At 47.3% G+C, this 24,062-nt stretch carries 19 protein-coding genes; 8 read left to right on the top strand and 11 right to left on the bottom strand.

What is annotated here, in order from left to right; translation table 11 throughout:
- Positions 1–193 precede the first annotated feature (193 nt).
- From nhaC to galE, 5 genes are all read left to right on the top strand, one after another.
- Entirely contained in the window at positions 194–1,654 is a 1,461-nt protein-coding gene (gene nhaC / locus OGV93_RS23570) for a Na+/H+ antiporter NhaC (RefSeq protein WP_046275107.1), read from the top strand.
- A 124-nt stretch (positions 1,655–1,778) separates the two neighbouring features.
- Positions 1,779–2,951 carry a MalY/PatB family protein gene (locus OGV93_RS23565; RefSeq protein WP_287110249.1) on the top strand — a complete coding sequence of 391 codons (1,173 nt, stop codon included), beginning with the start codon at positions 1,779–1,781 and terminating at the stop codon, positions 2,949–2,951.
- Positions 2,952–3,105: 154 nt separating this feature from the next.
- A complete protein-coding gene (locus tag OGV93_RS23560) occupies positions 3,106–3,741 on the top strand; it encodes a carbonic anhydrase (RefSeq protein ID WP_016154107.1) in 636 nt (211 codons plus the stop codon).
- Positions 3,742–3,949: 208 nt separating this feature from the next.
- Positions 3,950–4,888 carry a glucosamine inositolphosphorylceramide transferase family protein gene (locus tag OGV93_RS23555; protein ID WP_016154108.1) on the top strand — a complete coding sequence of 313 codons (939 nt, stop codon included), beginning with the start codon at positions 3,950–3,952 and terminating at the stop codon, positions 4,886–4,888.
- A gap of 66 nt (positions 4,889–4,954) precedes the next feature.
- The gene (gene galE / locus OGV93_RS23550; RefSeq protein WP_287110247.1) at positions 4,955–5,971 is read left to right on the top strand and encodes a UDP-glucose 4-epimerase GalE; all 1,017 of its coding nucleotides are present in this window, start codon (positions 4,955–4,957) and stop codon (positions 5,969–5,971) included.
- A gap of 46 nt (positions 5,972–6,017) precedes the next feature.
- On the opposite strand, the gene OGV93_RS23545 is transcribed toward galE, so the two are convergent.
- From OGV93_RS23545 to OGV93_RS23495, 11 genes are read right to left on the bottom strand one after another with little or no spacing between them, the layout of a single operon-like run.
- Positions 6,018–7,409, bottom strand: coding sequence for a DUF4832 domain-containing protein (locus OGV93_RS23545; protein WP_287110246.1), 1,392 nt, complete (start codon positions 7,407–7,409; stop codon positions 6,018–6,020).
- A 31-nt stretch (positions 7,410–7,440) separates the two neighbouring features.
- Positions 7,441–7,848: a hypothetical protein gene (locus OGV93_RS23540; RefSeq protein WP_016154111.1), complete on the bottom strand. Its 408-nt coding sequence runs from the start codon at positions 7,846–7,848 to the stop codon at positions 7,441–7,443.
- 2 nt (positions 7,849–7,850) lie between these two features.
- On the bottom strand, positions 7,851–8,963 hold the full coding sequence (locus tag OGV93_RS23535; protein ID WP_287110245.1) for a glycosyltransferase family 4 protein: 1,113 nt from the start codon (positions 8,961–8,963) through the stop codon (positions 7,851–7,853).
- A 1-nt stretch (position 8,964) separates the two neighbouring features.
- Complete coding sequence (locus OGV93_RS23530) at positions 8,965–10,176, bottom strand: glycosyltransferase family 4 protein (RefSeq protein WP_287110244.1); 1,212 nt, start codon at positions 10,174–10,176, stop codon at positions 8,965–8,967.
- A gap of 14 nt (positions 10,177–10,190) precedes the next feature.
- Complete coding sequence (locus OGV93_RS23525; protein ID WP_016154114.1) at positions 10,191–11,180, bottom strand: glycosyltransferase family 2 protein; 990 nt, start codon at positions 11,178–11,180, stop codon at positions 10,191–10,193.
- A 4-nt stretch (positions 11,181–11,184) separates the two neighbouring features.
- Positions 11,185–12,555, bottom strand: coding sequence for a hypothetical protein (locus OGV93_RS23520; RefSeq protein ID WP_047358832.1), 1,371 nt, complete (start codon positions 12,553–12,555; stop codon positions 11,185–11,187).
- Positions 12,552–13,763: a lipopolysaccharide biosynthesis protein gene (locus OGV93_RS23515; RefSeq protein ID WP_287110243.1), complete on the bottom strand. Its 1,212-nt coding sequence runs from the start codon at positions 13,761–13,763 to the stop codon at positions 12,552–12,554. Before OGV93_RS23515 ends, OGV93_RS23520 begins: the two co-directional genes overlap by 4 nt.
- Positions 13,760–15,889, bottom strand: a complete 2,130-nt coding sequence (locus OGV93_RS23510) for a GumC family protein (protein ID WP_287110242.1) — start codon at positions 15,887–15,889, stop codon at positions 13,760–13,762. The genes OGV93_RS23515 and OGV93_RS23510 overlap by 4 nt, the downstream gene beginning before the upstream one ends.
- A 2-nt stretch (positions 15,890–15,891) precedes the next feature.
- Complete coding sequence (locus OGV93_RS23505; RefSeq protein WP_016154118.1) at positions 15,892–16,449, bottom strand: polysaccharide biosynthesis/export family protein; 558 nt, start codon at positions 16,447–16,449, stop codon at positions 15,892–15,894.
- A 1-nt stretch (position 16,450) separates the two neighbouring features.
- Positions 16,451–17,737, bottom strand: coding sequence for an outer membrane beta-barrel protein (locus tag OGV93_RS23500; protein ID WP_046274862.1), 1,287 nt, complete (start codon positions 17,735–17,737; stop codon positions 16,451–16,453).
- Positions 17,727–19,142 carry an undecaprenyl-phosphate glucose phosphotransferase gene (locus tag OGV93_RS23495; protein WP_287110241.1) on the bottom strand — a complete coding sequence of 472 codons (1,416 nt, stop codon included), beginning with the start codon at positions 19,140–19,142 and terminating at the stop codon, positions 17,727–17,729. Before OGV93_RS23495 ends, OGV93_RS23500 begins: the two co-directional genes overlap by 11 nt.
- 1,048 nt (positions 19,143–20,190) lie before the next feature.
- Here OGV93_RS23495 and OGV93_RS23490 point away from each other — a divergent pair.
- From OGV93_RS23490 to OGV93_RS23480, 3 genes are read left to right on the top strand one after another with little or no spacing between them, the layout of a single operon-like run.
- Positions 20,191–20,763 (top strand): fimbrial protein, encoded by a 573-nt coding sequence (locus OGV93_RS23490; RefSeq protein ID WP_434532900.1) that lies wholly within the window; start codon positions 20,191–20,193, stop codon positions 20,761–20,763.
- A gap of 54 nt (positions 20,764–20,817) precedes the next feature.
- Entirely contained in the window at positions 20,818–21,489 is a 672-nt protein-coding gene (locus tag OGV93_RS23485; RefSeq protein WP_287110239.1) for a fimbrial biogenesis chaperone, read from the top strand.
- A gap of 13 nt (positions 21,490–21,502) precedes the next feature.
- The gene (locus OGV93_RS23480) at positions 21,503–24,055 is read left to right on the top strand and encodes a fimbria/pilus outer membrane usher protein (protein WP_049270964.1); all 2,553 of its coding nucleotides are present in this window, start codon (positions 21,503–21,505) and stop codon (positions 24,053–24,055) included.
- Positions 24,056–24,062: the final 7 nt, after the last annotated feature.

The following is a 24,062-nucleotide window of genomic DNA, read 5'->3' as shown; positions in this document are numbered from 1 at the left end:
TTTATTCGTCAAACTCACTCTTACCTTACAACCAAAATATAAGCATCAGAATAGCAGGTCAAAATAGATAATCTGCAGCAGTTAATAAAATAGGGTTCAGACATGAACTCTGGCAACTATGTTACTCAGTTATGGGTGACCTGTAGCAGGTATTTATTTGACGTGTTCAACCATTAACGATTGGGATGTAATTATGGAATTAAATAGCTGCACTGCCAACAACAGAAAGCCATTGTCTTTCTTTTGGTCAGTTTTACCCATGATAGTCATGCTGGGTGGCATTAGCATCGGATATTTTATCTTCAATATTCGAGCTGAACCCATGATCCTCGTGGGAACCGCAACCGCCTCGTTTATCGCCATCGCTCACGGCTACACGTGGGATGACATTCTACAATCTATTTGCAATAAAATATCTGAAGCGCTTCCTGTCATATTAATCGTCGCCAGTATCGGTTTCTTAATTGGCGCATGGATGGTGTCAGGCACTATTCCAATGATGATTTATTATGGTCTGAAGTGGATTAACCCGCAGTATTTCTATATTTCAGCATTTATGCTGGGAGCGCTGATCTCAGTCTGTACCGGCACCTCCTGGGGATCCATCGGAACCGTCGGGATCGCCATGATTGGCGTAGCGATTGGTCTGAATGTTTCGCTGCCCATTGCTGCTGGCGCTATTGTCTCCGGCTGCTGGTTTGGTGATAAGCTTTCTCCGGTTTCTGACTCAACCAACATGGCGGCGCTGGCTGCCGGTGTAAACCTGTACTCGCATATCGGCCATCTGCTGTGGACCACCGGCCCGGGATTTATTATTTGCTGCGTCGTATACAGCTATATGGGCATGGGCATTGATGCCTCATCCAGCGCGCCAGCCAATATCACCAACTTGATGAACGCTATCGGCCAGATTTATCACTTTAACATTCTGCTACTGTTGCCACCGATCATCGTTTTGTATGGCTCATTGTCAAAAAGACCGCCAATCCCGATGCTCTTTTTATCCACAATAGTCTCGATGATTCTGGCATTAGCCTTTCAGCAATTTACCGCATCATCGGTTGGCGAATCCGTGGTTAGCGGTTTTAAGCTCGCGATGCTCACCGGAGATAACCTGCCAACACTGTCATCAGATGTTTCGCGCTTACTGGAACGAGGCGGCGCCATTTCAATGTTTAGCAGCTTCGTCACCGTCTTCAGCGCCTTCAGCTTTGCCGGCGCAATGAGTGCGACAGGCTCTTTGCACACCGTGATAAACGCGCTCACGAAAGGCGTTAAATCCACATTCCGCCTGGTGGCCACCACGATTGTGACGACGTTCACCATCTGTGCCTGTACGGCAAATGGAACCTTGCCACTGCTGCTGTGCGGCGATGCCTTTAAAGAAGAATATAAAAAACGAGGACTTGCGACAAAGAACCTCTCGCGTACTACCGAAGATGCCGGAACCGTTGTCGAACCGATTATCCCCTGGTCTGCCTCAGGCGTTTATTGCGCCACGATGCTGGGCGTGGCGACACTTGATTATTTGCCATGGGCAATCCTCTGCTACAGCGGCATCATCTTTGCCCTGCTGTGGGCTGCCACCGGTATTGGTATTGCTAAATATGAACCAAATGAAGCTACAGAGCATATGGTTGAGCAAAAATCATAGGCTAATAAATAGCTAAATATTGGCTACCACCAGGGTAAATTTAATATATCGACTAGATATACAGAAATATTCTTCACTGTTGCGTTGCTTAAACTATTTTTCAGAGACTGTCCAGGAGTCAGCAATGTCTTTGTTTGATGATATTGTCATAAGGGATGTTAATTGCCGTAAATACGGTCAATTACAACAGATGTACGGCACCACCGATGTATTACCGCTGTGGATTGCAGATATGGATTTTGTGACGCCAGAGCCAATCATGAGCACACTGCGTTCCGAGGTATCGCAGCCAGTACAAGGCTACAACCTGGATTATCCGCAATGGAAAGAGTCCGTTATTCATTGGTATGCGCAACAGTATGATGTCGACATAAAGCCACACTGGTTGCATTTTATTCCCGGCGTCATAAAAACTATCGTACTCTCTCTGATGGTGTTTACCCGACCAGGTGATAATATTTTAACCTGTACGCCAATATATGACCCCTACCCTAATCTGGTAAACACCAGCGGCAGGAATTTGATTCAAACGCGCCTCATTGAGAAAGATGGTCATTACGAATTTGACTGGCATGATTTCAGCGAAAAACTCAAGCAGAGCAAAATGTTTCTTTTCCCTTCGCCGCATAATCCGGGCGGTATGGTGTGGTCGCGGGAAACGTTGGAAAAAGTAAGTCACTATTGTCAGCAAGCTGGCGTCATTATTCTCTCAGATGAAGTACATAGTGATTTAACCCTGCCAGACAAGCGCCATCTGCCGTTTTTTTCTTTAGACGAAGCGACAGGGAGCCAGTCAATCGTGCTGACCTCAATCAGTAAAACCTTCAACACGGCGGCGATCCAGGGCGGAATTGCCATTATTAAAAATGATGAATTACGCCATCAGTTCTATGGTTTCCTGGATAACTGCTACCTGGCCGAGACACATTCATTACAGCAGGCGGCCATTTACAGCGCCTTTACCCATTGTGGCGACTGGCACCAAAAATTATTAGCCTACCTGGCCGACAATGTGGCGTTTGTTAAAAGTGAAATTGAAAAGCACTGTCCCTTAATCTCCATTGTGTATGGCGGCGCATCGTATCTTCTGTTTCTGAACGCGGAAAAAATGAATCTTAGCGATGAACAGCTAAGCGCATTTTTTGTGCAGGAAGCAAAACTGGGTCTGTCACCAGGCGCGCAATATGGCCCCGGCGGAGAGGGTCACATGAGACTCAACGTTGGGTGCCCGCGCTCGGTACTGGTAGAAGCGATGAACCGACTGAAAGCGGCGTACCAAAAACGACAGAACGCATAGCGCGCATCACACTCTTTGCCCCGCCACGGTGGGGCAAAACTATACAAAGATGTTGCAGAACTGCTATAAAGTTTTTCCGTTCTGTCGGCTGGTGTTAAACTGGAAAGTGTGATCTTCATCATAACCTGCTTAAACAGAGAAAAGAGACACTGCTATGCAACATATCATTGAGGGCTTCCTCAACTTCCAAAAAGAGATTTTCCCTCAACGTAAGGAACTCTTTCGCAGCCTGGCATCCAGCCAGAATCCTAAAGCGCTTTTCATCTCCTGTTCCGATAGCCGCCTGGTGCCAGAACTCGTTACTCAGCAAGAGCCCGGACAGCTTTTCGTTATCCGCAACGCCGGTAATATCGTTCCGTCTTTTGGACCGGAACCCGGTGGCGTATCTGCTACGATTGAATACGCGGTTGTCGCACTTGGCGTGACGGATATCGTCATCTGCGGACACTCCAACTGCGGCGCGATGAAAGCCATTGCCGATAGCCAGCCTCTGGATCCGATGCCCGCTGTGGCTCACTGGTTGCACTATGCCGATGCCGCGAAAGCCGTGGTTGAGAAGAAAACCTGGGATAACCCAATTGATAAAGTTAACGCTATGGTGGAAGAAAACGTTATCGCACAGCTCAATAATATTAAAACGCATCCTTGCGTCGCGGTTGGGCTGCGAAATAATGCGCTTCGTCTGCACGGCTGGGTATATGACATCGAAAGCGGTGAAATCCGTACCCTGGATAAAAACAGCAAAACCTACGTTTCCCTTGCTGATAACCCGCAGGTGCATTTCGAGTAAATCGTCCACTGGAGCAAGGATGCTCTGGAGAGCTTTTACCTACTTTTGTGCTATAGACAAAAAACATGCTTGCGACTAGTTTTAAAATAGCCACTGGTGTTCTCACATCAGTTTTCGCACATTCATACAACGTTGCGACAGGTCTCATGAACTGAGCCGCAAATAGCTGTTCATACATGATGCAGGCGATAAAAAGGAGCGGGTACGAATGCAAGCAAAAATAAAAAGAATAATAAATATGTTATTCTATCATGAGTCGTGGGATATCATGATTATTAAGGATCATGGTACACACTTATTCCCGAATAATACACTGGATATATTAAGTAAATCCGCTGCACAGCAGTTAAAAAAGAAATATACGTTTCAGGCCGATCCTTTTCTTATTGAAAAAGATGATAAACTGTTTGTTTTTTATGAAGCTTTTAGCTTTCGCAACTCGAAAGGCACGCTCCGATGCCGTATTCTTGATCGTGAACTGGTTGAAATTGATGACGTGAAACTTGAAGGTTTTGACGACCTGATGTGTCATTTGTCATTTCCTTTCCTGATTAATATTAACGATCAGCTCTTCATGATTCCTGAATCATCAGAAAGAAAAGAAGTGATACTGTTTCAGTCAGTAGAGTTTCCTACGCGCTGGAAGAAAATTAAAGTTCTAATCTCTGACACCGAAGTGACAGATAACATTTTTCTTTCAATGAATGAGACCTGCTATCTTATGTCGACCACCATGGATAATAAAATAATTATTCATTCGGCAGAGCATCTTCACGGACAGTGGCAGAGAATTACTCCTGCATTGAAGGTGAGCAATCATCATCATCGGGGAGCGGGTGCGCCTTATCTTGTCGATAACAAAATGTATTTCTTAACCCAGGAATGCACACCTGAAACGTATGGAAAATCTATCTACATCAAAGAATTAGTCACACTGAATGACGCTAATTTTGATGAGAATCTGATCGAACAAATCAATTCGTCGATCAACCACAGTGACGGCGTTCACACGCTAAACTTCTCAAGTAATTATATTGCCTATGATACAAAAATAAATAAGTTCAGTCTGTTGGCAATCTTTAAAAAAATATCATATAAGTGTATGATAAAATATAGAAACGTATATCTTTCCCGGCAAAATAACTGATCCACTGGATCCTTGGGTGCATTGCTGGAAAATCGCTCGGGTTTTTAGCATTTTTCTGGAGTCTGTATGGCTATTCTTGTCACTGGTGGTGCAGGTTATATTGGTTCACATACTGTTTTAACGCTACTGGAAAGAGGAGATGATGTCGTTGTCATCGATAATCTGGCGAACGCCAGCCGAATCTCGCTGGACAGGGTCGCGGAACTCACAGGAAGGGAACCCATTGTCTATATCGCTGATGTTCTCGACAGGCAGGCATTAAAAAACATTTTCGCCAACCATAACATCACCGATGTCATTCATTTTGCGGGCCTCAAATCGGTTTCCGAGTCGATAAAAGAACCCCTTGCTTACTACGAAAACAACGTCACTGGAACGCTGGTTTTACTGGATGAGATGCTGGCCGCAGGCGTTAATCGATTCATTTTTAGCTCATCAGCTACGGTATACGGTAATCCGGAAAGCGTGCCGCTGAGCGAGCAATCGCGTACGGGGGGAACCACCAATCCGTACGGTACCTCTAAATTAATGGTCGAACAGATTCTGGCCGATTTCTCCCGCGCGCAGCCCGATTTCCGCATTACCTGCCTGCGCTATTTCAACCCGGTAGGCGCCCATCCATCGGGTCGGATTGGTGAGGCTCCCAACGGTATCCCCAATAACCTGGTGCCGTACATCTCCCAGGTTGCGATTGGTAAGCTGAAAACCGTGTCGGTGTACGGTAATGACTATCCAACCCCCGACGGCACCGGCGTTCGTGATTATATCCACGTCATGGATTTGGCGACCGGCCATTTAGCCGCGCTGGATAGCCAGAATAAAGGCGCTGCCTATAAGGTGATTAATCTCGGTACCGGGGTCGGTTATTCTGTGATTAATCTGATTGATGCGTTTGAAAAAGCGGCGCAGAAAAAAATAAGCTATCAGTTTGTCGACAGAAGGCCCGGCGACATTGCCGAATGTTGGTCTGACCCGTCACTGGCATACAAAGAGTTAGGTTGGAAGGCCATCTACAACCTTGATGAAATGATGCGTGACACCTGGAACTGGCAAAAAAACAACCCGAATGGTTATAACATCTGATGTACCCGGCAACGAGCCTGAGCCTCAGGCTCTTTGCCGTGACGGGCTAGCGTGCCGTTATCGTTGATACGCGATACCAGCCGCTGCTTTGCTTTCCTTCGTTGGCAAAGTTAATTCTTGCCGCCCCGGATTTATCCAGCATCGAAACCTCAATGGCGTATTGCCCTTTCGCCAGTCGGCCCGGCATGGGCAATGCGTAGCTAACCTGATAAACGCCAGGGAGCCAACGTCGTATATCATCCGCCGCATTCCCCTGCGCCACCACCTTATTGGCGCTATCCACCACACGAAATGCCAGCGTGTAGGGCAGATAAATCGGTGCGATACCTTCGTTATACCAGGTACTGTTCAACCTCAACGTTTGTCCGCCGTCCCACACGGACTCATGGCTCAGAGACGCTAAGCGAAACCGATAGCCCAGTTTGGTCAGCGCATCATCAACAATCGGTCGATAATCGCTGGGTATCGCTCTCGATTTCAGGTTGATCGTGCTGGCGTGCTGCTTGACCGCCCAGTCAAAAATGCCCTGCACTTCGGCACGCGTATAGTGGAAGGTGTTCTTCCAGTCCTGCATATATGAACAGATTTCCAGACTGACCGGCGCACGTTTCCAGGCATCGTTAAACCCCGAATAGCTCTGCTGTGCTGCCAGTAATCGCTGCGGGTAATCATCGGCCATATGGCTCCAGGAGTCCGAAAATACGCGCAGGTCACCCCAGCAATCCGCCCGCCATCCAGCCCCTCGCGCCACCGCATTCGCCAGGCTTTGCCCACCGCTCATCAACATTATTTTCGGCGTCGAAGGGAAGGCAGAAAAGTGCATTGCGACGTAGCGGTCTAACTGCGCGGTGGTGTACTGCTCCAACAGTGGTTTCAGATCAAGGAAATTGCTGTTATGCCATTCACCCCAGGCCCCCACCATGCCGATATCCACAAAAGCGAGATTCTCATTACCGTCGTAGCGTTTTCCGAATGCGTTCAGCAGACGCTGGCTGTACTCAATAAACAGCGGGTCGCTTAAATCCGGAATAAATGTTTTATTATCGGGCGTCCAGCGGCCTTTCACGCCTTTTTTAATCAGCCAATCGGGAATTTTGGTGCCATCCCCCGGATCGGCAAGCACCATAAAGCGCAGCCCGACATTCATCGCGGGACGATGCGCTGCCGCGTATTTGAAGGCATCATCCACCAGCGCAAAATTATACTGACCTTCAACAGGTTCCAGCTCTCGCCAGTAAAATCGCTCGTATTCAAATCCGGTATTGGGATAATCCGCCAGACCCAGCGTTTCACCGTACCCCTGATGAAAACTTGCCACGCCAATCCCCGGATTGGTTAGCGGGCCCGTTAATGCTTTGGGGGTTACGGTCGTTAATGCGGACATAACCGCCAACGGAAAGGACATCAACAACAGCGCAGAAACCCATTTACACTTCATCGCAGTGACGCCCTCCACAGGTTTGTTTACGCTAGCGGTTTTTCAGACTTAACCACCAGTCCCATATACCCACATGAAAATTTTGGAACACATCAATACCTAATGCTGATTTGATCATATACAGCGTCAGCAATACGCAGCAGGTAACGAACAACACGGCTATCAGCAGCAAAAAAGTGAGCAATATTCTCGACAGGGTCGACTCCTGACGATGCTGCCGACGCAAATCTCTGCCAAACAAAAAAACCAGATAATAGCGTTTACTGAAAAAGGGAAAGCTTCGGCGAATATCGATCTGATGCCGCGAAGTCAGAGTCGAGGCCAGGATCGCTTTTTCCACCCCTTCTTTTTGTTCAGGGGTCAACCCTTGCGCAATCGGCTCGTCAAGATGAGCATAAAATCGTTCGATGACGGGAGGACGATTTTGAGGACTGGTCAAAATTAACCTATATCTTTATCAATTGAGTGATAGACGTTAATTGTCTTTTTGGCGATTTCATGCCAGTTATAGTTTTGCAAATATACACGATAGTCCACGCTATTGGTTGCCGCCCACTCGGTTAATTTTTCGGCCAGGCTGGTCACATCCCCCACCTTAAAATAGGCCTCGGACGGCAGTTGAACTTCGAGGTTAGCCGGAATATCACTGACGACGGCAGGAAGAGAAAATGACATTGCTTCCAGCAGCGCAATGGGCAATCCTTCATGGTATGAAGGCATCACAAACAGCTGTGCCTGGGAAAACACCGCCTGAAGCTCATCACCACGCAAGAACCCCGTCATCACAACGCCAGGGGTGTCCGCGGCAAGCTTTTTGAGGCGAATGCTGTATTCGGTCGGATGATCCGCATCGCCAATTAACACTAACGGCATAGTTAAACCGCTGCGCTGATAAGCGGCAATAGCATCATGCATCCCTTTTTCTTCCACAAATCGCCCAACCACCACGAGGTAGTTTTTCGGCTGCAGCCCAAAGCGGGAGAGCGTATTGTCGATGGTCAACGCAGATAACGACCGCGGCTCGTTGACGCCATTGTGAATTAAATGCGCATCATAGCGGCCATGTTTTTTCTGGATCAGTTGATTAATAACGTCTGAAATCACAATCACTTCGTTGGCATATCTCACCGCCCAACGCTCACCCAGCAGCAATATTTTTTTGGCAACGAATCCCCATTTTTGACGATCGTAATCAGGTCCATGGTGGGTGAAAACCACCTTTTTCCCTAACATACGTAATAATGGGATCACAAGCCCGGGTCCGATAGCATGGACATGCACAATATCCGAATGGTCGATACTTGTCCTAAATGCCGATAAAACAGAATGGACAATCGCTTCCAGCGAGCGCTTTTTGGGTGCCCACAGCGCGTAGGTTTCAACTTTCTTATATAACGATCGTTTGTAATTTACATACGGCGAGCGTGCAATCACGCAAATATCAACGTCCAACTGCTGCTTAATGGCAGGATATAGATTCTGACAGTGTGTCTCCACCCCACCCAATACATCGGGAATACCACGCGTACCAAAAACCGTTATTTTTTTACTCATACTATGGCCTGCTCAGCAGTTCTTTATAGAGCGCCAGTAGGGTATCCATATGTTTACTCAGCGCATATTTTTCACTCAATCGCGCACGCCCCTGTAAGCCCATGACCCGCGCCTTCTCTGGCGAGTCGGCCAGTGCATCCATCGCATTTGCTAACTCCTGCGCATTGCCAGGTTCGAATAAAATCCCTTCGATACCATCACGAATTTGTTCCGGGATGCCGCCGATGCGCGATCCAATCACTGGCTTGCCTAAGGACATCGCCTCTAATATCGCCATAGAACAGTTTTCATAGCATTCTGAAGGAAGGATCACTGCCCGTGCATGCTTAATAAGGTTATCGAGAGCTTCCCCTTGTTGCACATAACCTAAAAACTCAACGTCCGGGTATTGGGCGACTAATTCGTCGTGCAGGGGACCGTGACCCACAATTTTCAGCGGCGCTTTGTTCTGCATTTTCTCATGCGCCGCCAATAACGTTGCCACGCCCTTTTCACGGCTCAGGCGACCGAAGTACAGCATATAGCCCGCATCGCTTACCTCATCCAGAGGACGGCTGTCATCAACGCCATTGACGATGACATCAATGCGCGAATTCGGCAGCGTACGCAACAATACGCCGCGTAAAAAGACGCTCGGCGAAACGATCACATCCAGCGCCTGGTAATTTTGCGCAATATATTGCCAGGTCGCCTCTAAAGAGAGCAGGAGGCTTTTTGAAGCAGAGCCTTCCTGGCAACGATACCTGAAGGCATTGAAAACCGTCCCGGTAATACAGGAATCACACACTTTACCGTCGCGCAGCATGGAATAGGCAGGACAGACGATCTTATAGTCATGCGCGGTCAGCACCGTTTTGCAGCCAAAATTGCGGGCCACTTTAATCAACGCCGGCGTCAACTGATGGTAAATGTTATGGAAGTGGACGATATCCGGACGCTCTTTTTGTAGTAGCGCCAGCATCTTTTTGCAGGCCTGCGAATTATGAATAAAGTTAACCGCCGTTTTGAGCCCGCCCAGCAGATTGCTCTCTTGGTGGTAGTCCACATTGCCGACGAAATAATCCGCATAGTCCGAAGGGAAATTATTCTCATGCTGCATCGAGAAATCAATAACCTGTACTCCGGCCTGTTTCAGCATCTCGCGCTCTTGAAAATAAACGGTTTCCGCGCCGCCTTTAATGAAAAAAAATTTATTCACTAATAAAACTTTCATTGCGCCAGCCTTAGTTATTCATGAATGATTTTACTGTCAGGCGGAGTCAACGGATCGCGTACTGGTTTAGTCAACCCTTTAACAAGTCCCGCAGAAAGCACGGCCAGGTTCATTACGCTCTGCAATCCGTTCAATAACGATCGATTCTGCACGGTTTTCAAGATAATAAAGGCTAGCAAGGGTAGAAATGCAATATCGAAAAGTTCGAGATTGAAGGTCACCGCCGCAATAAACAAGGCAATCAGATACACAGAAAAAATCGCCTCGTTCTTAACCATTTTTAACGCTTTGCCGAAATAAGGTTTTCCCCACGCACAACGTAAAAGCTCGCCCGGTGCCTGATAGTATCCACTTTTCCAGCGGTGCTTCAGCATCTGAAAGGTCGGCATGGTATGCGAAGTATGAATAAAATACGGAATATTCAGGCGGCGTAGTTTATAACCCGCATCGAGCAAACGCAGGCCCAGTTCGGCTTCTTCATAAGCGTGCAAATTACGGTTGGTGAGATAACCAATTTTCTCAATCGCAGAGCGGCGATATAACCCACCACCGCCTAAATGGTCGCTATCTCCAAGCGGATAGATTTTACTAATACGCTGCTTACGCGATTTAAATTCATAGTTAACGGCATCGTCCATTTCAACGGTTCCCGCGACACCTGCATATTCCGGCTCAGCCTGCAAAAAAGCGACAGCCTGATCCACAAAGCCCTCTTCCAGCTCCATGTCGCCGTCCATCAGCAACAGATATTCCCCTTCACTATACAGATAACCTAACTGATGCCCGACGCCGCAGCAGCGATCGCCTGGGTCAGTTAAAGAGACCACGGTCACCCCTTTATCGATCGCAAGCTGTTGGGTGTTATCCGTTGACAGGCTATCTGCCACTATAATTTTATGTGGATAATCAACAAGCTGTCTGCGGATACTGTCTATCGTTTTCTCAATACATTCAGATTCATTGAGTGTTTTAATACTCACTGAAATAAACGGTTTTTGGTCCATACAATTACCCTACACAGCGAAGGACGGTTCGACGAATCACTAAACTTGATCCTAGTGATAAATAGAACAGGAATTGTAACATCGGTGTAATCATCAGTATCTGGCTGTAAGGTAAGCTAATTAAGCAACTGATAGCAAAAGCGTTAAACGCCGGTGCAAAGCTCAGCAACTGAAGATCCTGCTGGTCCAGTTGTTCAAGCGTCAGTAATGGCTTTGGCTGACAAACTTTCAGGATATAAATGAATAAGCTAATAAAAAGTAACGTGCCGATCACCCCGACTTCCCACAGCAGCATACTCAGGGAAGTCGAGTCGAGAATTAAGTTATAAATGATATTCAAAAAGCCCGGCGACACCGTACTCCCGCTGTTAGTGGCGTTGAGCCCGTAGCCAAATAATGTTCCTGAAAGCCCCCACAGATCGTTATTTTTCAACCAGAACAGGAACGTCGTAAAGCGCCCTAACTCCCCGGTAGACATGATGTAGTTTGGGTCAAAAATATAGCTTAAGGAGTCGATGAAAATGCTTAACGAGCTTTTCGACGGATCGCCGCCAAACGCGGAAGAATAATAGTACGCGAGGATCACTATCGACAGGCTAATAAGCAGCAGCATGCCCGCCACAATAACCAACAGCGTCTTCAGATTAACCTTACTGACGTCTTTGACGTAGCTCGGTGAGATCCACACCCACGCGAGGAACAGAGGTGACAGCAGAATAACGAACTTCACTTCACCAATAATACATAGCCCGATCCCAAGAACAATGTGCAGCGCCATGGACTTGAACGTGGTCAATCCGTGCTTATACTCAGAGACTTTTAACAACATAATCAACAAGCAAAACAGGCCCATCGCAGCAGTGTTACCGCCCCCCATGGGGTCACCGCCAAACGTACCAACCACGGAGTCCCATTTCTCATCTTCGCCACGCACTGCAACGCGCTGGGGAACGACCAGCAAAACCTGATAAATCATTACCGGGATTTGCGCGTAAAACACCCAGTACAGATAGCGCGTTGCACGGTAAATCTGCGACTCCCGGCAAAATCCCAGCAGCAAACAGATCATCACCAGTGACAATGCGATTTCATTTTTAAATGCCACAATCGCGACGGTGATCCCACCCTGAATCAGCGTCGATGTTCCGGCCAGTATCAGGAACGAAAAATACAATGCCAGGACAATCGTCTCCTGCGCATCCAGCTGCAGCGAGCCATCACGCGTCTGCATCACCAATAATCCCACCATCAACAGGGTCAGGAAAAAGGGGATCCACAGCACCGACTGCATGCCGGTAAAGTATTGCACCAGGCCACACAGGATCAGCGTGATAAAGCTAAAAACCTGTAAATAGTATCCGGTATTCAGCGTCATAGTATCACCGGCTTGTCTTTCAGAAGATTGGCTCGCTTATTCATTTTCAGATAAATGAAGGCGTAGCGAATAAATGTCAGTGAAGAAAACAGGATAACCGACGTGGCATAATCTTTATGAAAATAGGGAATGACGACAAATGCGAATAACACAATCGCCAGCTGTTCCAGTTGGATACGCAGAAAATAGCGGTGGGAACCAAAAATAAGCTCAATCACCGTCAGAGGGCTTATCGCCAGCGCCGGGAATAAATAGGGCAACATGTAGCGCGACGTCTCAATGGAGTTAATCCAGTCTTCGCTAAAGCCCAGACGCATCACTATTGGATAGAAAATAAACACCCCGAGAGTACAGACAACCCCCAGAACCAACAATAGCATCCGCACCCTGGTATATTCCTGATAATTAAAGGTGTTATTTCTGAAGTCGATAGACCACTTGGAAAAAATAGTATTGCGCACTGCGTTGCCGATGATCACCACCGGCGCCAGGCAAAAGCGGCTAACCACGGAAAAATAACCTGCCGTCAGCGCCGAGAACCAAAAGTTAATCAACATAATCGGCAAATTGCTGCTGGCCATCGCCAGCACTTCCGCACTACCGACTTTGGTAATGTGATGGATATTTTGTTTGAAAAAATGCCAGTTACTGGCAGGTCGCAAATGTCTGGCCGCCACGGAACGAATATCAAACGAATGCAAAATACAGCTTATGGTCAGCACCATCGTCGCGCAGGCCCATGACCAATAAAACAGTTGCACCTGATGCGTAACCAGAACCGAAAGTAATACCACCACAGAGACAGAGATGCGCTGGAAAATCAGAAAACGAAAATTGGCCGTGCGCAGCGACAGGTTTTCCGAGATTAAAACCCACGCCGTCGCCAGCGTCAGCAAATAAAGGAACAGGATATTCTGGTGAAACAGCCACGCTGTCAGTACGGCGTACGGTAAGGCAATGATCGTGCTTTGGAGCAGGCAAAATACGACGTTCTGTACCAGTTCGTCGTCGTGCTGTTTTGGAATTAAAAGCTGCGATGCAAAGGTACACACCTGCGCGCCCACCACGGCGATGCTGTAATTGAGCGCATAAAGCCCCACCTCAGACATATCGTACTTGTGTGAAATCAACCAGATAGACAGCGCACCAATCAACTGCGAGATGACTGATGAACCGGCTATCGTGGAAGCGCTCTTCAGTAGACTCATACCCGGCCTGGCGTCGTCATCAGTTGATCGGTACTGAAGTTAAGTGAACGCAGACCCTCCTGGGTTTCAAGATCTTTTTCTTCAACCGCATTGAGTACCGCGCCAATCACCACGCCGTTATTTTCCTCAATCTTATCCAGCGCGCTGGCGATGTGTCCCGCCGACTCCACCCCGGCTTTCACTATGAAAACAACCCCATCGACGGCACGTTTGATCAGTTGAACATCCTGACTCTGATTCACAGCAGCAACATCAATAATGATGCGCTGATAATGCGATTTCAGTTCGCGCATTAAGGGTTCAACGTGCTCCGACGACAACATCAGTAAAGAAGAGATGGTGCTCTTGCCGTGCGCAATAAAGTCGAGATTATCACTGAGCGTGATCCGCGCCTGTTCCAGCTGAGTCTCTCCGCGCAGCAGCTCAGCCAGGCCTGCGGATGTGGCTGATGCCAGTTCAGAAGAAAGCCCGCCCGTATTAAAGAAATCCGCATCAATAAGCAGCGTTTTCTGGTCAAAACTAAAGGAGTTCGCTAACAGATTCGCCAACAAAGAACGCCCATCACCGTGTTCCGTCGATGCCACGGCGAGCGTCTGTAATGGACGATTATCCAGCATAATCCGGGTACGGATACCGTGCACAATATCGGCATTCAGCGGGTTCTTCAGGATCATGTCCCGCACTTGCGCACGCCCTGAGGTTCCACTAAAACGACGGATTTCGCCCAGCGGGGTAACGTTGAGGCGCCTTTTCATGCGACTCAGGCTAGCGATTGAGTTATCCATCGCCGCTTTGACAATGAAATACATGATGCTGAACACAACCACCAGCATGACCACCATCACCAACAGCAGTGATTTATTCGGCTTCGCCGGTTTTAATGCAGGAACTGCGGGATCGTATAACACCGCATCGGCATTCACGCCGGACAGCGACAACTCCTGAGTACGCTGATAGAGCGATTTATACAGGTCTTCCATTTTATCTAACGACAGTTTTTGGCCGTTCCAGGCATCCCGTTTTGACGCCATTTTCTGGAAGATCTCTTTCTGCTGTTCCACCTGTTGCTGATAGTTCTTTTCATCCGCCAGCGCCGCCAGATATTGCTGACGTAAGCCGACTTTCAGCTCACCCAACACCCGTCCGGTTTGGCTTTGGATCGACTGAACATCGGCCTGTGCTTTTAAAATGGCGGGGTTTTTTGGCCCATAAACTTTGCGCAGTTCAGACAACGTACGCTGCGCCTGAATCAACGCAATGCGCAGATCCTGAATCTGAGCATGGTTAGAGACCGAAGGCAGCGAGATAACGCTCTCGGCGGACTTCCCTGCTCCATTCACTTCGTTATAAACGGATTCAGCGGCAACACGACGTTGGGTCGCGTCGGCCAGACGATTGGTCACGATACTTAACTGCTCGGTTTCAAAACCATCGATACCGCGAAAGGTCAACAGCCCGGCATTTTTCAGATAGCTTTCCATCTCTTCTTTTTGCTTCGCTATCGACTTCTGAATCTCTTCCATTTTTTCATAATTCAGTTCGCGGGCTTTCTCTACTTTCTGACGCTTTTGCTCCAGCGTATAGTTGATGAAAGCCTGCGCGACGCCGTTGGCGATATCAGCCGCAACCTGGGGCGAAGTCGATTCATAGGTAATAGAGGCGAGGTTCGTTGTCCGAATACCGATGACATTCAGGTTTTTCGACAACGTTTTCAGTGCCAGCTCCATTCTCAGTTGCCGACTTTCACTGCTATCAGCGCCCTGATCATCGGCTTTTTCCCCGGTAAATGCCGGATTTTCATCCAGCTTCATATCGCGAACGGCTTGCTCGAGCACAATTCGTGAATGCATCAACGCATATTGCGTTTCGTAGTAACCACTGCGCGTTGAATCGAAACCATCAACCTGTGGGAACGGAGAAACGTTATCGGCCTGCGCCTTAATCAGCACCGTCGCCGTTGATACATACTTTGAGGACATCATGCTGATTAACGGATAAGCCACGACCCCGGCAACGATACCGGCCAGCGCGATTTTCCAGGCGTTCTTTTTCAGCGCTTTGGCAAAGCGGGAGAATTCAACAGTGCTTTCTCGTTTTTTGCCGTTTTCCACTATTGATAGTTTCATCGTCAGAAGAACCCCATGCCAATAATCACGACATCCCCAGGATGAACAGAGTGCGTTAAATCAACATTCTCAAGCAGCTGATTGCTACCTGACAGGCGAATGTTGATATCTTGACGGTCAGCACGATCTGTAAATCCCCCCGCCTGCGCAATAGATTTCTCGACGGTAAGTCCTGGCTCATAAGCGAATCCATTCGGACTTTTCACCTCGCCAGAAACATAGTATTTACGGAACTCGGCAATACTCACCGTCACCATCGGAGTAGTAAAATAATCTCCAGTCAGGCGTTGAGTTAATTCGTTAGTCACCTGTTCAACAGTTTTATCTTTTAATATAAGAGCACCAACAAACGGGAAATTAATCTCCCCACTCTTATCCAAAATAAACCGCATCGTCATATCGGGTTGACCATGAACAGCGATATTGACAGTATCCCCTGCCCCAAGTCGGTAATCCTGCTGAACAGTAGCAGGATCGTCCATTAATCTCGGGCTGGACGTTGTGCATCCGACCATCAGGATACTGAATAGCAAAACCGCGCACAGTTCTATTATTTTCATTTTAGATCTGAACCTTAGCTTTAAGCATAATCATAGAATTATCATAACCCAACGTTCTGATGACTTCCTGATTGTCGTTGGGACCGATATAAAACGAATCAGTATCCTTATTCGAATTCAACGTATCTATTTGATATTTAATCTCAAAATTGACCGACGGCGTGTAGTCATAGCTCATGGTTACGCTAAATACCCCATCTTTATCATGCCGATCTTTATTCTGTTTTTTATAGTCTTCTGAAGTGTATGAGTAATCCAGCAAGGTAGAAAAACGGTTGCCTAACCAGAAGTGCTGGTAAGAAAGACCATACTGGGTGACTAAAATATATCCCCCAACTTCCGATGGGTCTTTAATGCTTTGCGCTGAGTGCACCGTGAAAACAGACTGCTGTAACGGCTTCCACTCCCCTTTTATATCCCAGTTTAGACCATTAAAATCATGCGAGTTTGCGTTGTTTTCAAATGTCTTGTACAACCATGAAATATTCATGTCGACATTGGTTTTTCCCGTCAACTGTGACTTCAGGCCATACAGTAAATAATACTCATTAGTGTCTTTTTCTGAGTTGTTATCATAGTGACGCTGGTTAGTAATAAAGCTATAGCGAAAACGCGTTCTGGATGTGTATTGGTCAAAAATTTCTGCCACCAGGCTATTTTCGTGCCATTCCTGTTCCTGAATGTAATTGTAGAAATCTTCACTACTCTCCTGGGCGTCAGACGTATTGCCGAACGTCAGTTTTTTGTATAACAACGCCAGTTCCGCTTTCCCGCGCCCATCCGGCGCGCCATAGCTGTAGCGCAATTCACTGTTGATAAAATTCGTCGTCAGCGGAGATTTAATCCCATACTGCTCGAATTGACCCGGTAGAAAACCCTCAGTGATCCCTCGACCGCGCGATTCGTGCCCAAGCGTATCCTCCAGATTGAGTGTTAAGCCGTGCTTGAGCCCATAGCGCCAGGCACCGTTAAAACGGAAAAAATGATCGTTATAGTTATCAGCGGAATCGCTTGAGTAGTTACGATAATCACCGGAGTACATCAGTAAATACTTATCCTGACCGCGCTCTCCGATCATACTCAAAACGGGCGCTGCGCTCTGAAACGAGGAACCGATAGCATCTCTGCTATGTGGCTGATAAGACACGTTATCATTATAACCATAGTCCACAGCGACCTTGCCCTGGAAGTCGATCCCCGCAAAGCCAATGTGTGATTTCGGTGTTAAATCAGCCCATACGGGCTGCGATATCACGATTCCGGTAATCACGAGTAATTTAGTATGCATTCTTACCGATAAATCCTTTGAAAATAGTTTTAATAATAATTTTTATATCCAACCATAAAGACCAGTTTTGAATGTACTCAATATCGTACTGAACCCTTTTTTCCATCTTATAAAGCGCATCGATTTCCCCGCGGAAACCGTTGATTTGCGCAAGCCCGGTGATCCCAGGCTTAACTTTATGGCGGATCATGTAATTTTCGACCTGTTTACGGTACTGCTCATTATGCGTAACCGCATGAGGTCTGGGACCGACAATCGACATACTTCCCTGCAATACATTGATAAACTGCGGCAGTTCATCCAGTGAGGTGCGGCGTAAGAAACTACCAAACTTGGTTACCCGCGGATCGTTTTTAGTGGCCTGAATAACCGTATCGGCGTTCTCCATAACGCGCATCGAGCGAAACTTCCAGACCTTAATTTTTTGCCCGCTAAGACCATACCGATCTTGTTTGAAAAAGACTGGCCCGCGGGAAGTGAGTTTGATTCCAATGGCAATGGCCAACATTAGCGAAGAAATCATCACCATAATGATGCTGCCAAGCACCAAATCTTCCGCCCGCTTGATAAACGACCCCGCCCCTTCAAACGGCGAACTAAAAATTCCAATAGTTTGCAGGTTGTGAATGGAGCGCAGCTTGGACATGTTGTTACTGTAGGTGTAGAAGTCAGGAACAATGTACGTATCTACGGTGGTGTCTGACATCATCGCCAAAAAATGACGAATGCGTTGTAAAGCTACCATCGGTAAAGCGATGTAGATTTCGTCTATATTTCCCTGCCGGGCTTCCTCAACCAGATTGATCACCGGCCCACGAAAGGGGCTTTTTACCTTATCGACGATATCGCCACAGCGGGATAAGGCGCGCTCATCATAAAAAGCCAGATCCAATGTGATATTAGCGTATTCATCCATTAACGCGTTTTCTGCAGCCAGACCATTGTCGGTCAGACCAATAATCGCCACGCGCATACTCTTTTTCGTTGAATATTTAAAAATGAAAAAGCGAATGTAATAAAGAAAAGGTAATGGGATGAAGTACCAGTAAATAATCGCTGAATAAAAGGGGGAAGGCAGTTTGTCTAAGTAGCCGAGAGACTCGGGTTCAGCCACCGTCATGCTGACCAGTTCGTTCAGAAAAATCGCCAGCAGCGTACAAAAAACCAACCGTTTTTGATTACGTAAACCGATCGTCTTAATCTTTTGTTGATAAATTTTAATGTATTCAGCAAACAGTAAGAAAAAGACTGAGAAGAGAATACTCAGAATGGCAATGGTGTTAAATGGCGCCAGACCTAACAGATGGGCGCTAAAAATTAACGTCGCATTGATTACAATGAAATCGACCAGCTTTAAAAAGACTGGATATCCCTGGCTGCTAATCTTTAGCGATTTTTTAAGCATATCTCAGCCCATTATTTATTGATCTTTAATTGTTTTTTTCTCATTTATGTTGCTAATTATATCACAAGTCTTAAAAACGCAATGGCACACTGTCAGTAAATGTAAAAAACAATGTAATACAATGTGATGGGTTTCGCACCATACAAATGCAACCCAATGATTTAGATGATTATTTATTGGTAATATTTTTTAATTTCATCCTTAAAAAACATGATTAATTGCAACATAAACGTCATTGACAGATCACAATTCATAAGCTACCAGTGGCTAGAATCACATGATGAGCGCCTGACAACGGGTTAACCTTACAAAAAGCAATACTTTGTCCAAACCTCGTTGCACTACGCTCAGTGATGAGAGTCCTGGAGAGCGACAAGAAGAAATCAATAAGTGTATTTATAATTCCCACCATAAAAATAACTTAGTAACACATTTACAAAGCAATGATTAGCAACCTTATTATAAATAAGGTATTTTACGAAGAGTCTGCGATTGCTTTCATTTTCACGCTCAAATTTCAAAAAAAAACGAATAGTAAAAAAATTTAGTTTAAATAATTGTAGCAACTCCGATGAGTAGAAGCGGCAAGCATGGCTTAAATTAAAACGATAGCCAATCATTGAGAAAATGCGTGTTACATATTACTAATGTCAACATTCTGCATGAACACACCTTTAACATCAGAGTTTACAGCGCTTACCAACACATCAATTTAAAATAAAGAGAAGAGAATAAATGACAGCATTAAAATTTTGTTAAAAGCAGCGTAAATCGCCCCAACGAATTATTGATAACAATGTATACACTTTTGTTAAGATATATATAAAAACACCTTCCAAAGCCATTCAATCATGCCAAAAAATTTTGTTTACTTATTTTTCGCAAATAAATAATATCCGCGCCGGATTACTTGTTGAGCAATTTACGCACGTTAATCATTTCTTTCAAATGAAGTCCTACATCATTTTTTGACGTTGATGAACTCCAGCTGAATCTGTGCCTCTGACAAGTACTTTTCTGGGTAAATAATAAATTTAACGGAGTTATGATGATGAAAACTGCACTTACCAGCAGTGTACTGGTCGCTTTGTTTGCCGCTAATGCTGGCGCAGCAGCGAATTACGTTACCACTGCCGCAACAGGTTCTAAAGCCACCGCGACGGTCCATTTTACCGGAGAAATTGTTGCCAGTACCTGCGTGGTGAGCACAGCAAACCAGTCAGGTAAAACAGTGGCATTGCCACAAGTTACCAACCAGCTATTTAGCGGCGCGGGCTCTAGCACCGGTAATACTCCGTTTACGTTGCAATTTAGCGGCTGTAGTGGGGTAACTGGAGGAAGCGGCTATGTGGTGGTCTTTACCGGTAAAACCCCTGGCAGTAACGCAGCACTTCTGCAAGCGACTCGTGGTTCGACTCCTGCCACCGATGTTGGCATCGAAGTGGATCAAGCGGGTCATGCCCTTAATTTCGCTTCAGGTAGTAATGAGGTGATATTAACACCAGATCATAATGGCGATGCACAAATCGATCTGGTCGCCAAATATCAGCAAATTGGCGCAGCGCTGCCTGCAGCTGGCACGATCACTGCGGATATGAATTACACCGTCATTTATAAATAACGGACGTTGATTGCTATGGATGGCACTCTTCCCTGAACCTGGAAAGTGCACCTGATGAATAAAATATTCTTTTACCTGTTGCTGTGTGTGGTTAGCACCGCTCACAGCGCAATTAATTTGGGTCAAACGCGCGTTATTTATAATGAGAACGATAAAGCGGCGATGTTTGACGTCAACAATAATACAGACAAGCCATATATGGTACAGACGTGGCTGGATAATGGTAATCCGGATGAGACGCCTGCCAATCTGCCAATGTTAATTACGCCCCCGATCCTGAAACTTGACGGCCATAAATCAGCCGTGTTGCGAGCTATTTATCAGGGCAACGGCTTTCCTGAGGATGTTGAATCTGTAGTGTGGATTAATGTGCAGGAAATCCCCACCATCGAGAATGAAGAAAATACCTTACAGCTGGCGCAGCGTATTCGCATCAAACTATTTTATCGCCCTGTTGGGCTGAATATGACGCTACCTGAAGCCGTTGAGAAATTACAGTGGCAGTGCCACGGTCATACTCTGCGGGCGGTCAATGCGACGCCGTTACATATCTCCCTGACGCAATTACATATTAACGGCCAAAACATTGATGCCGACATGATTGATCCGCATGGCGAACGCACGTTTGCGTTGCCACAGCAAAAAGTCAGCCATATCGGTTTTAGCTGGGTAGATGATTACGGCGGCACTAACTCGGTTAATAACGTCCCGGTATCTTGCAATTAAGCTGGGGTTGCACATGATGAAAAAAAATAAGCACCCGCAACGGTACACCCTCTTTACGCTGTCAACGCTGGCCGTGTGCATACCTGCATACGCCAGCAGCACGCCGCAGTTTAATACCCGTTTTGTACATGGTACGCAAAATATTACCTCCGTAGTGCAAATAGCCCGTAATGACGGACTTAGCGAAGGTACGTTTGAATACGATATATATCTTGACCATAGCTTCGTCGAAACGCGCAATGTTGACTTTAAAAGACGTCAACCACAAGGCAAGCCGCAACCTTGCCTGAGCGCGGACGATCTGCGCAAATACGGGATTAAAATCCCCGAGGGTAACGCCGATACCTGCGTGGAGCTCACGGCTCTGATCGCAAACAGCCGCCTGACGGCAGATGCAAACTACCAGCGCATTGATATTTCAGTACCAGAAGCGTTTCTGCTTTCGACTGCGCATGACGCCGTGCCTGAATCGGCCTATGACGATGGGATTAATGCCGCTTTTGTCGGCTACAACGCCAATACGACGCACCTGATTGAACAGGGCCAGGATCATGACTCTGTTTTTGCCAGTTTTGCCAACGGTATAAACCTGGCGGGATGGCATTTTCGCAACCAGTCTACTTTCAGCTATGCCAGCGGTTCAGGCCGTCAATGGCAGGCGGTTTCCACGTGGGTGGAACGTAATATTATTGCGCTGCGTAGCCGCTTGCGTTTCGGGCAAACCTATACGGACGACGATGTATTTGACAGCATCCAGTTTACCGGGGCACAGCTCACCAGCGATGAAAACATGTTGCCTGATAGCCAACGCGATTTTGCGCCAGTCGTTCGCGGCGTCGCCAATAGCAATGCCACAATCGAAATCCGTCAAAATGGCTATCTGATTTACAGTAAAAACGTCGCGCCGGGCGCATTTGACATTGATGATATCAACCCCAGCAACCAAAGCGGCGACCTGAACGTCAGCGTTATTGAAGCCGATGGCAGTCGGCGTAATTTCAGTGTGCCTTATTCGGCGGTCCCGAACATGCTGCGTGCAGGTAATAACCGCTTTCAGTTTACGGCAGGGGAATACCGCGACGGTTACAGCGGCGGCTGGCGGCCACGCTTTGTTCAAGGCACATTGAGTTATGGTCTCAGCTTTGGCTCCACGTTGTACGGTGGTTTCCTGACCGCAGAAAGCTATAATGCGATTGCCACCGGGATCGCGCAGGATCTGCACCAGTTCGGCGCGATCTCTTTCGATATCACTACCGCCAGAGCGCAGCTCGCCAGTGGAGATGCGTCCACAGGACAAAGTTATCGTTTCTTATACTCCAAATCGCTGAACCAGTACGGTACGGATTTCCGTCTGGTTGGCTACCGCTACAATACCTCCGGTTATTACAGCTTTAGCGACACCATTAACGAGCATAACAGCTGGTCCTCGGGCTATTACGACATCGCCTATGACGACCCGAATCAACAGCTGCGTTTTCCTGGCGAAGAGCACAACAAAAAGCATTACTACACCACTAACTACAATAATCGCCGCCAACGTTTTGAGGTCTCTGTTAACCAGCGTTTGTGGGATAATGCCTCTCTTTACGTCAGCGCCAGCCAGCAAAACTACTGGCACAACGGGAGTCACGACCGCACGATACAGCTGGGTTACAACGATACACTGGGGAAAATCAACTGGAGCGTTTATGTACAGGATACCCGTAACCAGTACGACTACCAGGACCGCAGTATCAACCTGACGCTTTCCATTCCATTCGATTTCATGGATAGCCGCGGCTTTGTCTCCACCAACATCATGCATAGCCAGCAGAATGGCGACAGCTACTCCACCAGCTACAGCAATACAGCATTTGACGATCGTCTGAGCTGGGGCGTTCAGGGCAGTACCACCGATCGACAGGATTCCTCTGCCGGGGTTAACGCCGCCTGGCAAGGTGACAAGATGAATGTTCAGGGGGGCTACAGCGCAGGACGCAACTACCAGAATATGAATATGGGCATCAGCGGCGGGGCAATGCTGCACGCAGGCGGCGTGACGCTCATGCACTCTCCTGGCGATACCATGGTGTTGGTCGAAGCCAAAAATGCCGACGGTGTCCATATCCAGCAACAAAATGGCGTGGCAATTGACGGTAACGGCTATGCGGTCCTTACCGCCGCAGACGCATGGCATTACAACGTGGTGAGTCTGAATACCGCTGATATTGGTGCCGGGCTGGATATTCCGCAGGCACAGAAAAAAATTGTTCCAACAGAGAAAGCCATCGGCAAAGTGGTGTTTGAAACCTTCAGCGGCCGCAACTATCTGGTCAATGCCGTCATGCCCGGCAATATTGCCCCCCCGGTCGGCGCGAACGTACGAGATACGAAAGGTCGTAGCCACGGTCTGGTCGGTATGCATGGCGCACTGTATGCCAGCGGCGTGGAGGACAATTCTCGCCTGGAAGTGCGCTGGGGCTCCCACGCAAATGAACACTGCTTTATTCAAATGCCGGATAACCATAACCAGCCGGTGAAGAAAATCGGATATACACAAATTACCGCCCAGTGCGTCGGCTCGTAAGGTGCAA

This window comes from Citrobacter sp. Cb031 (assembly GCF_030336725.1).
GTDB classification, from domain to species: domain Bacteria; phylum Pseudomonadota; class Gammaproteobacteria; order Enterobacterales; family Enterobacteriaceae; genus Citrobacter; species Citrobacter braakii.
The sequence above is the reverse complement of the archived record's forward strand: the minus strand, read 5'-3'. Positions and strand labels throughout refer to the sequence as shown.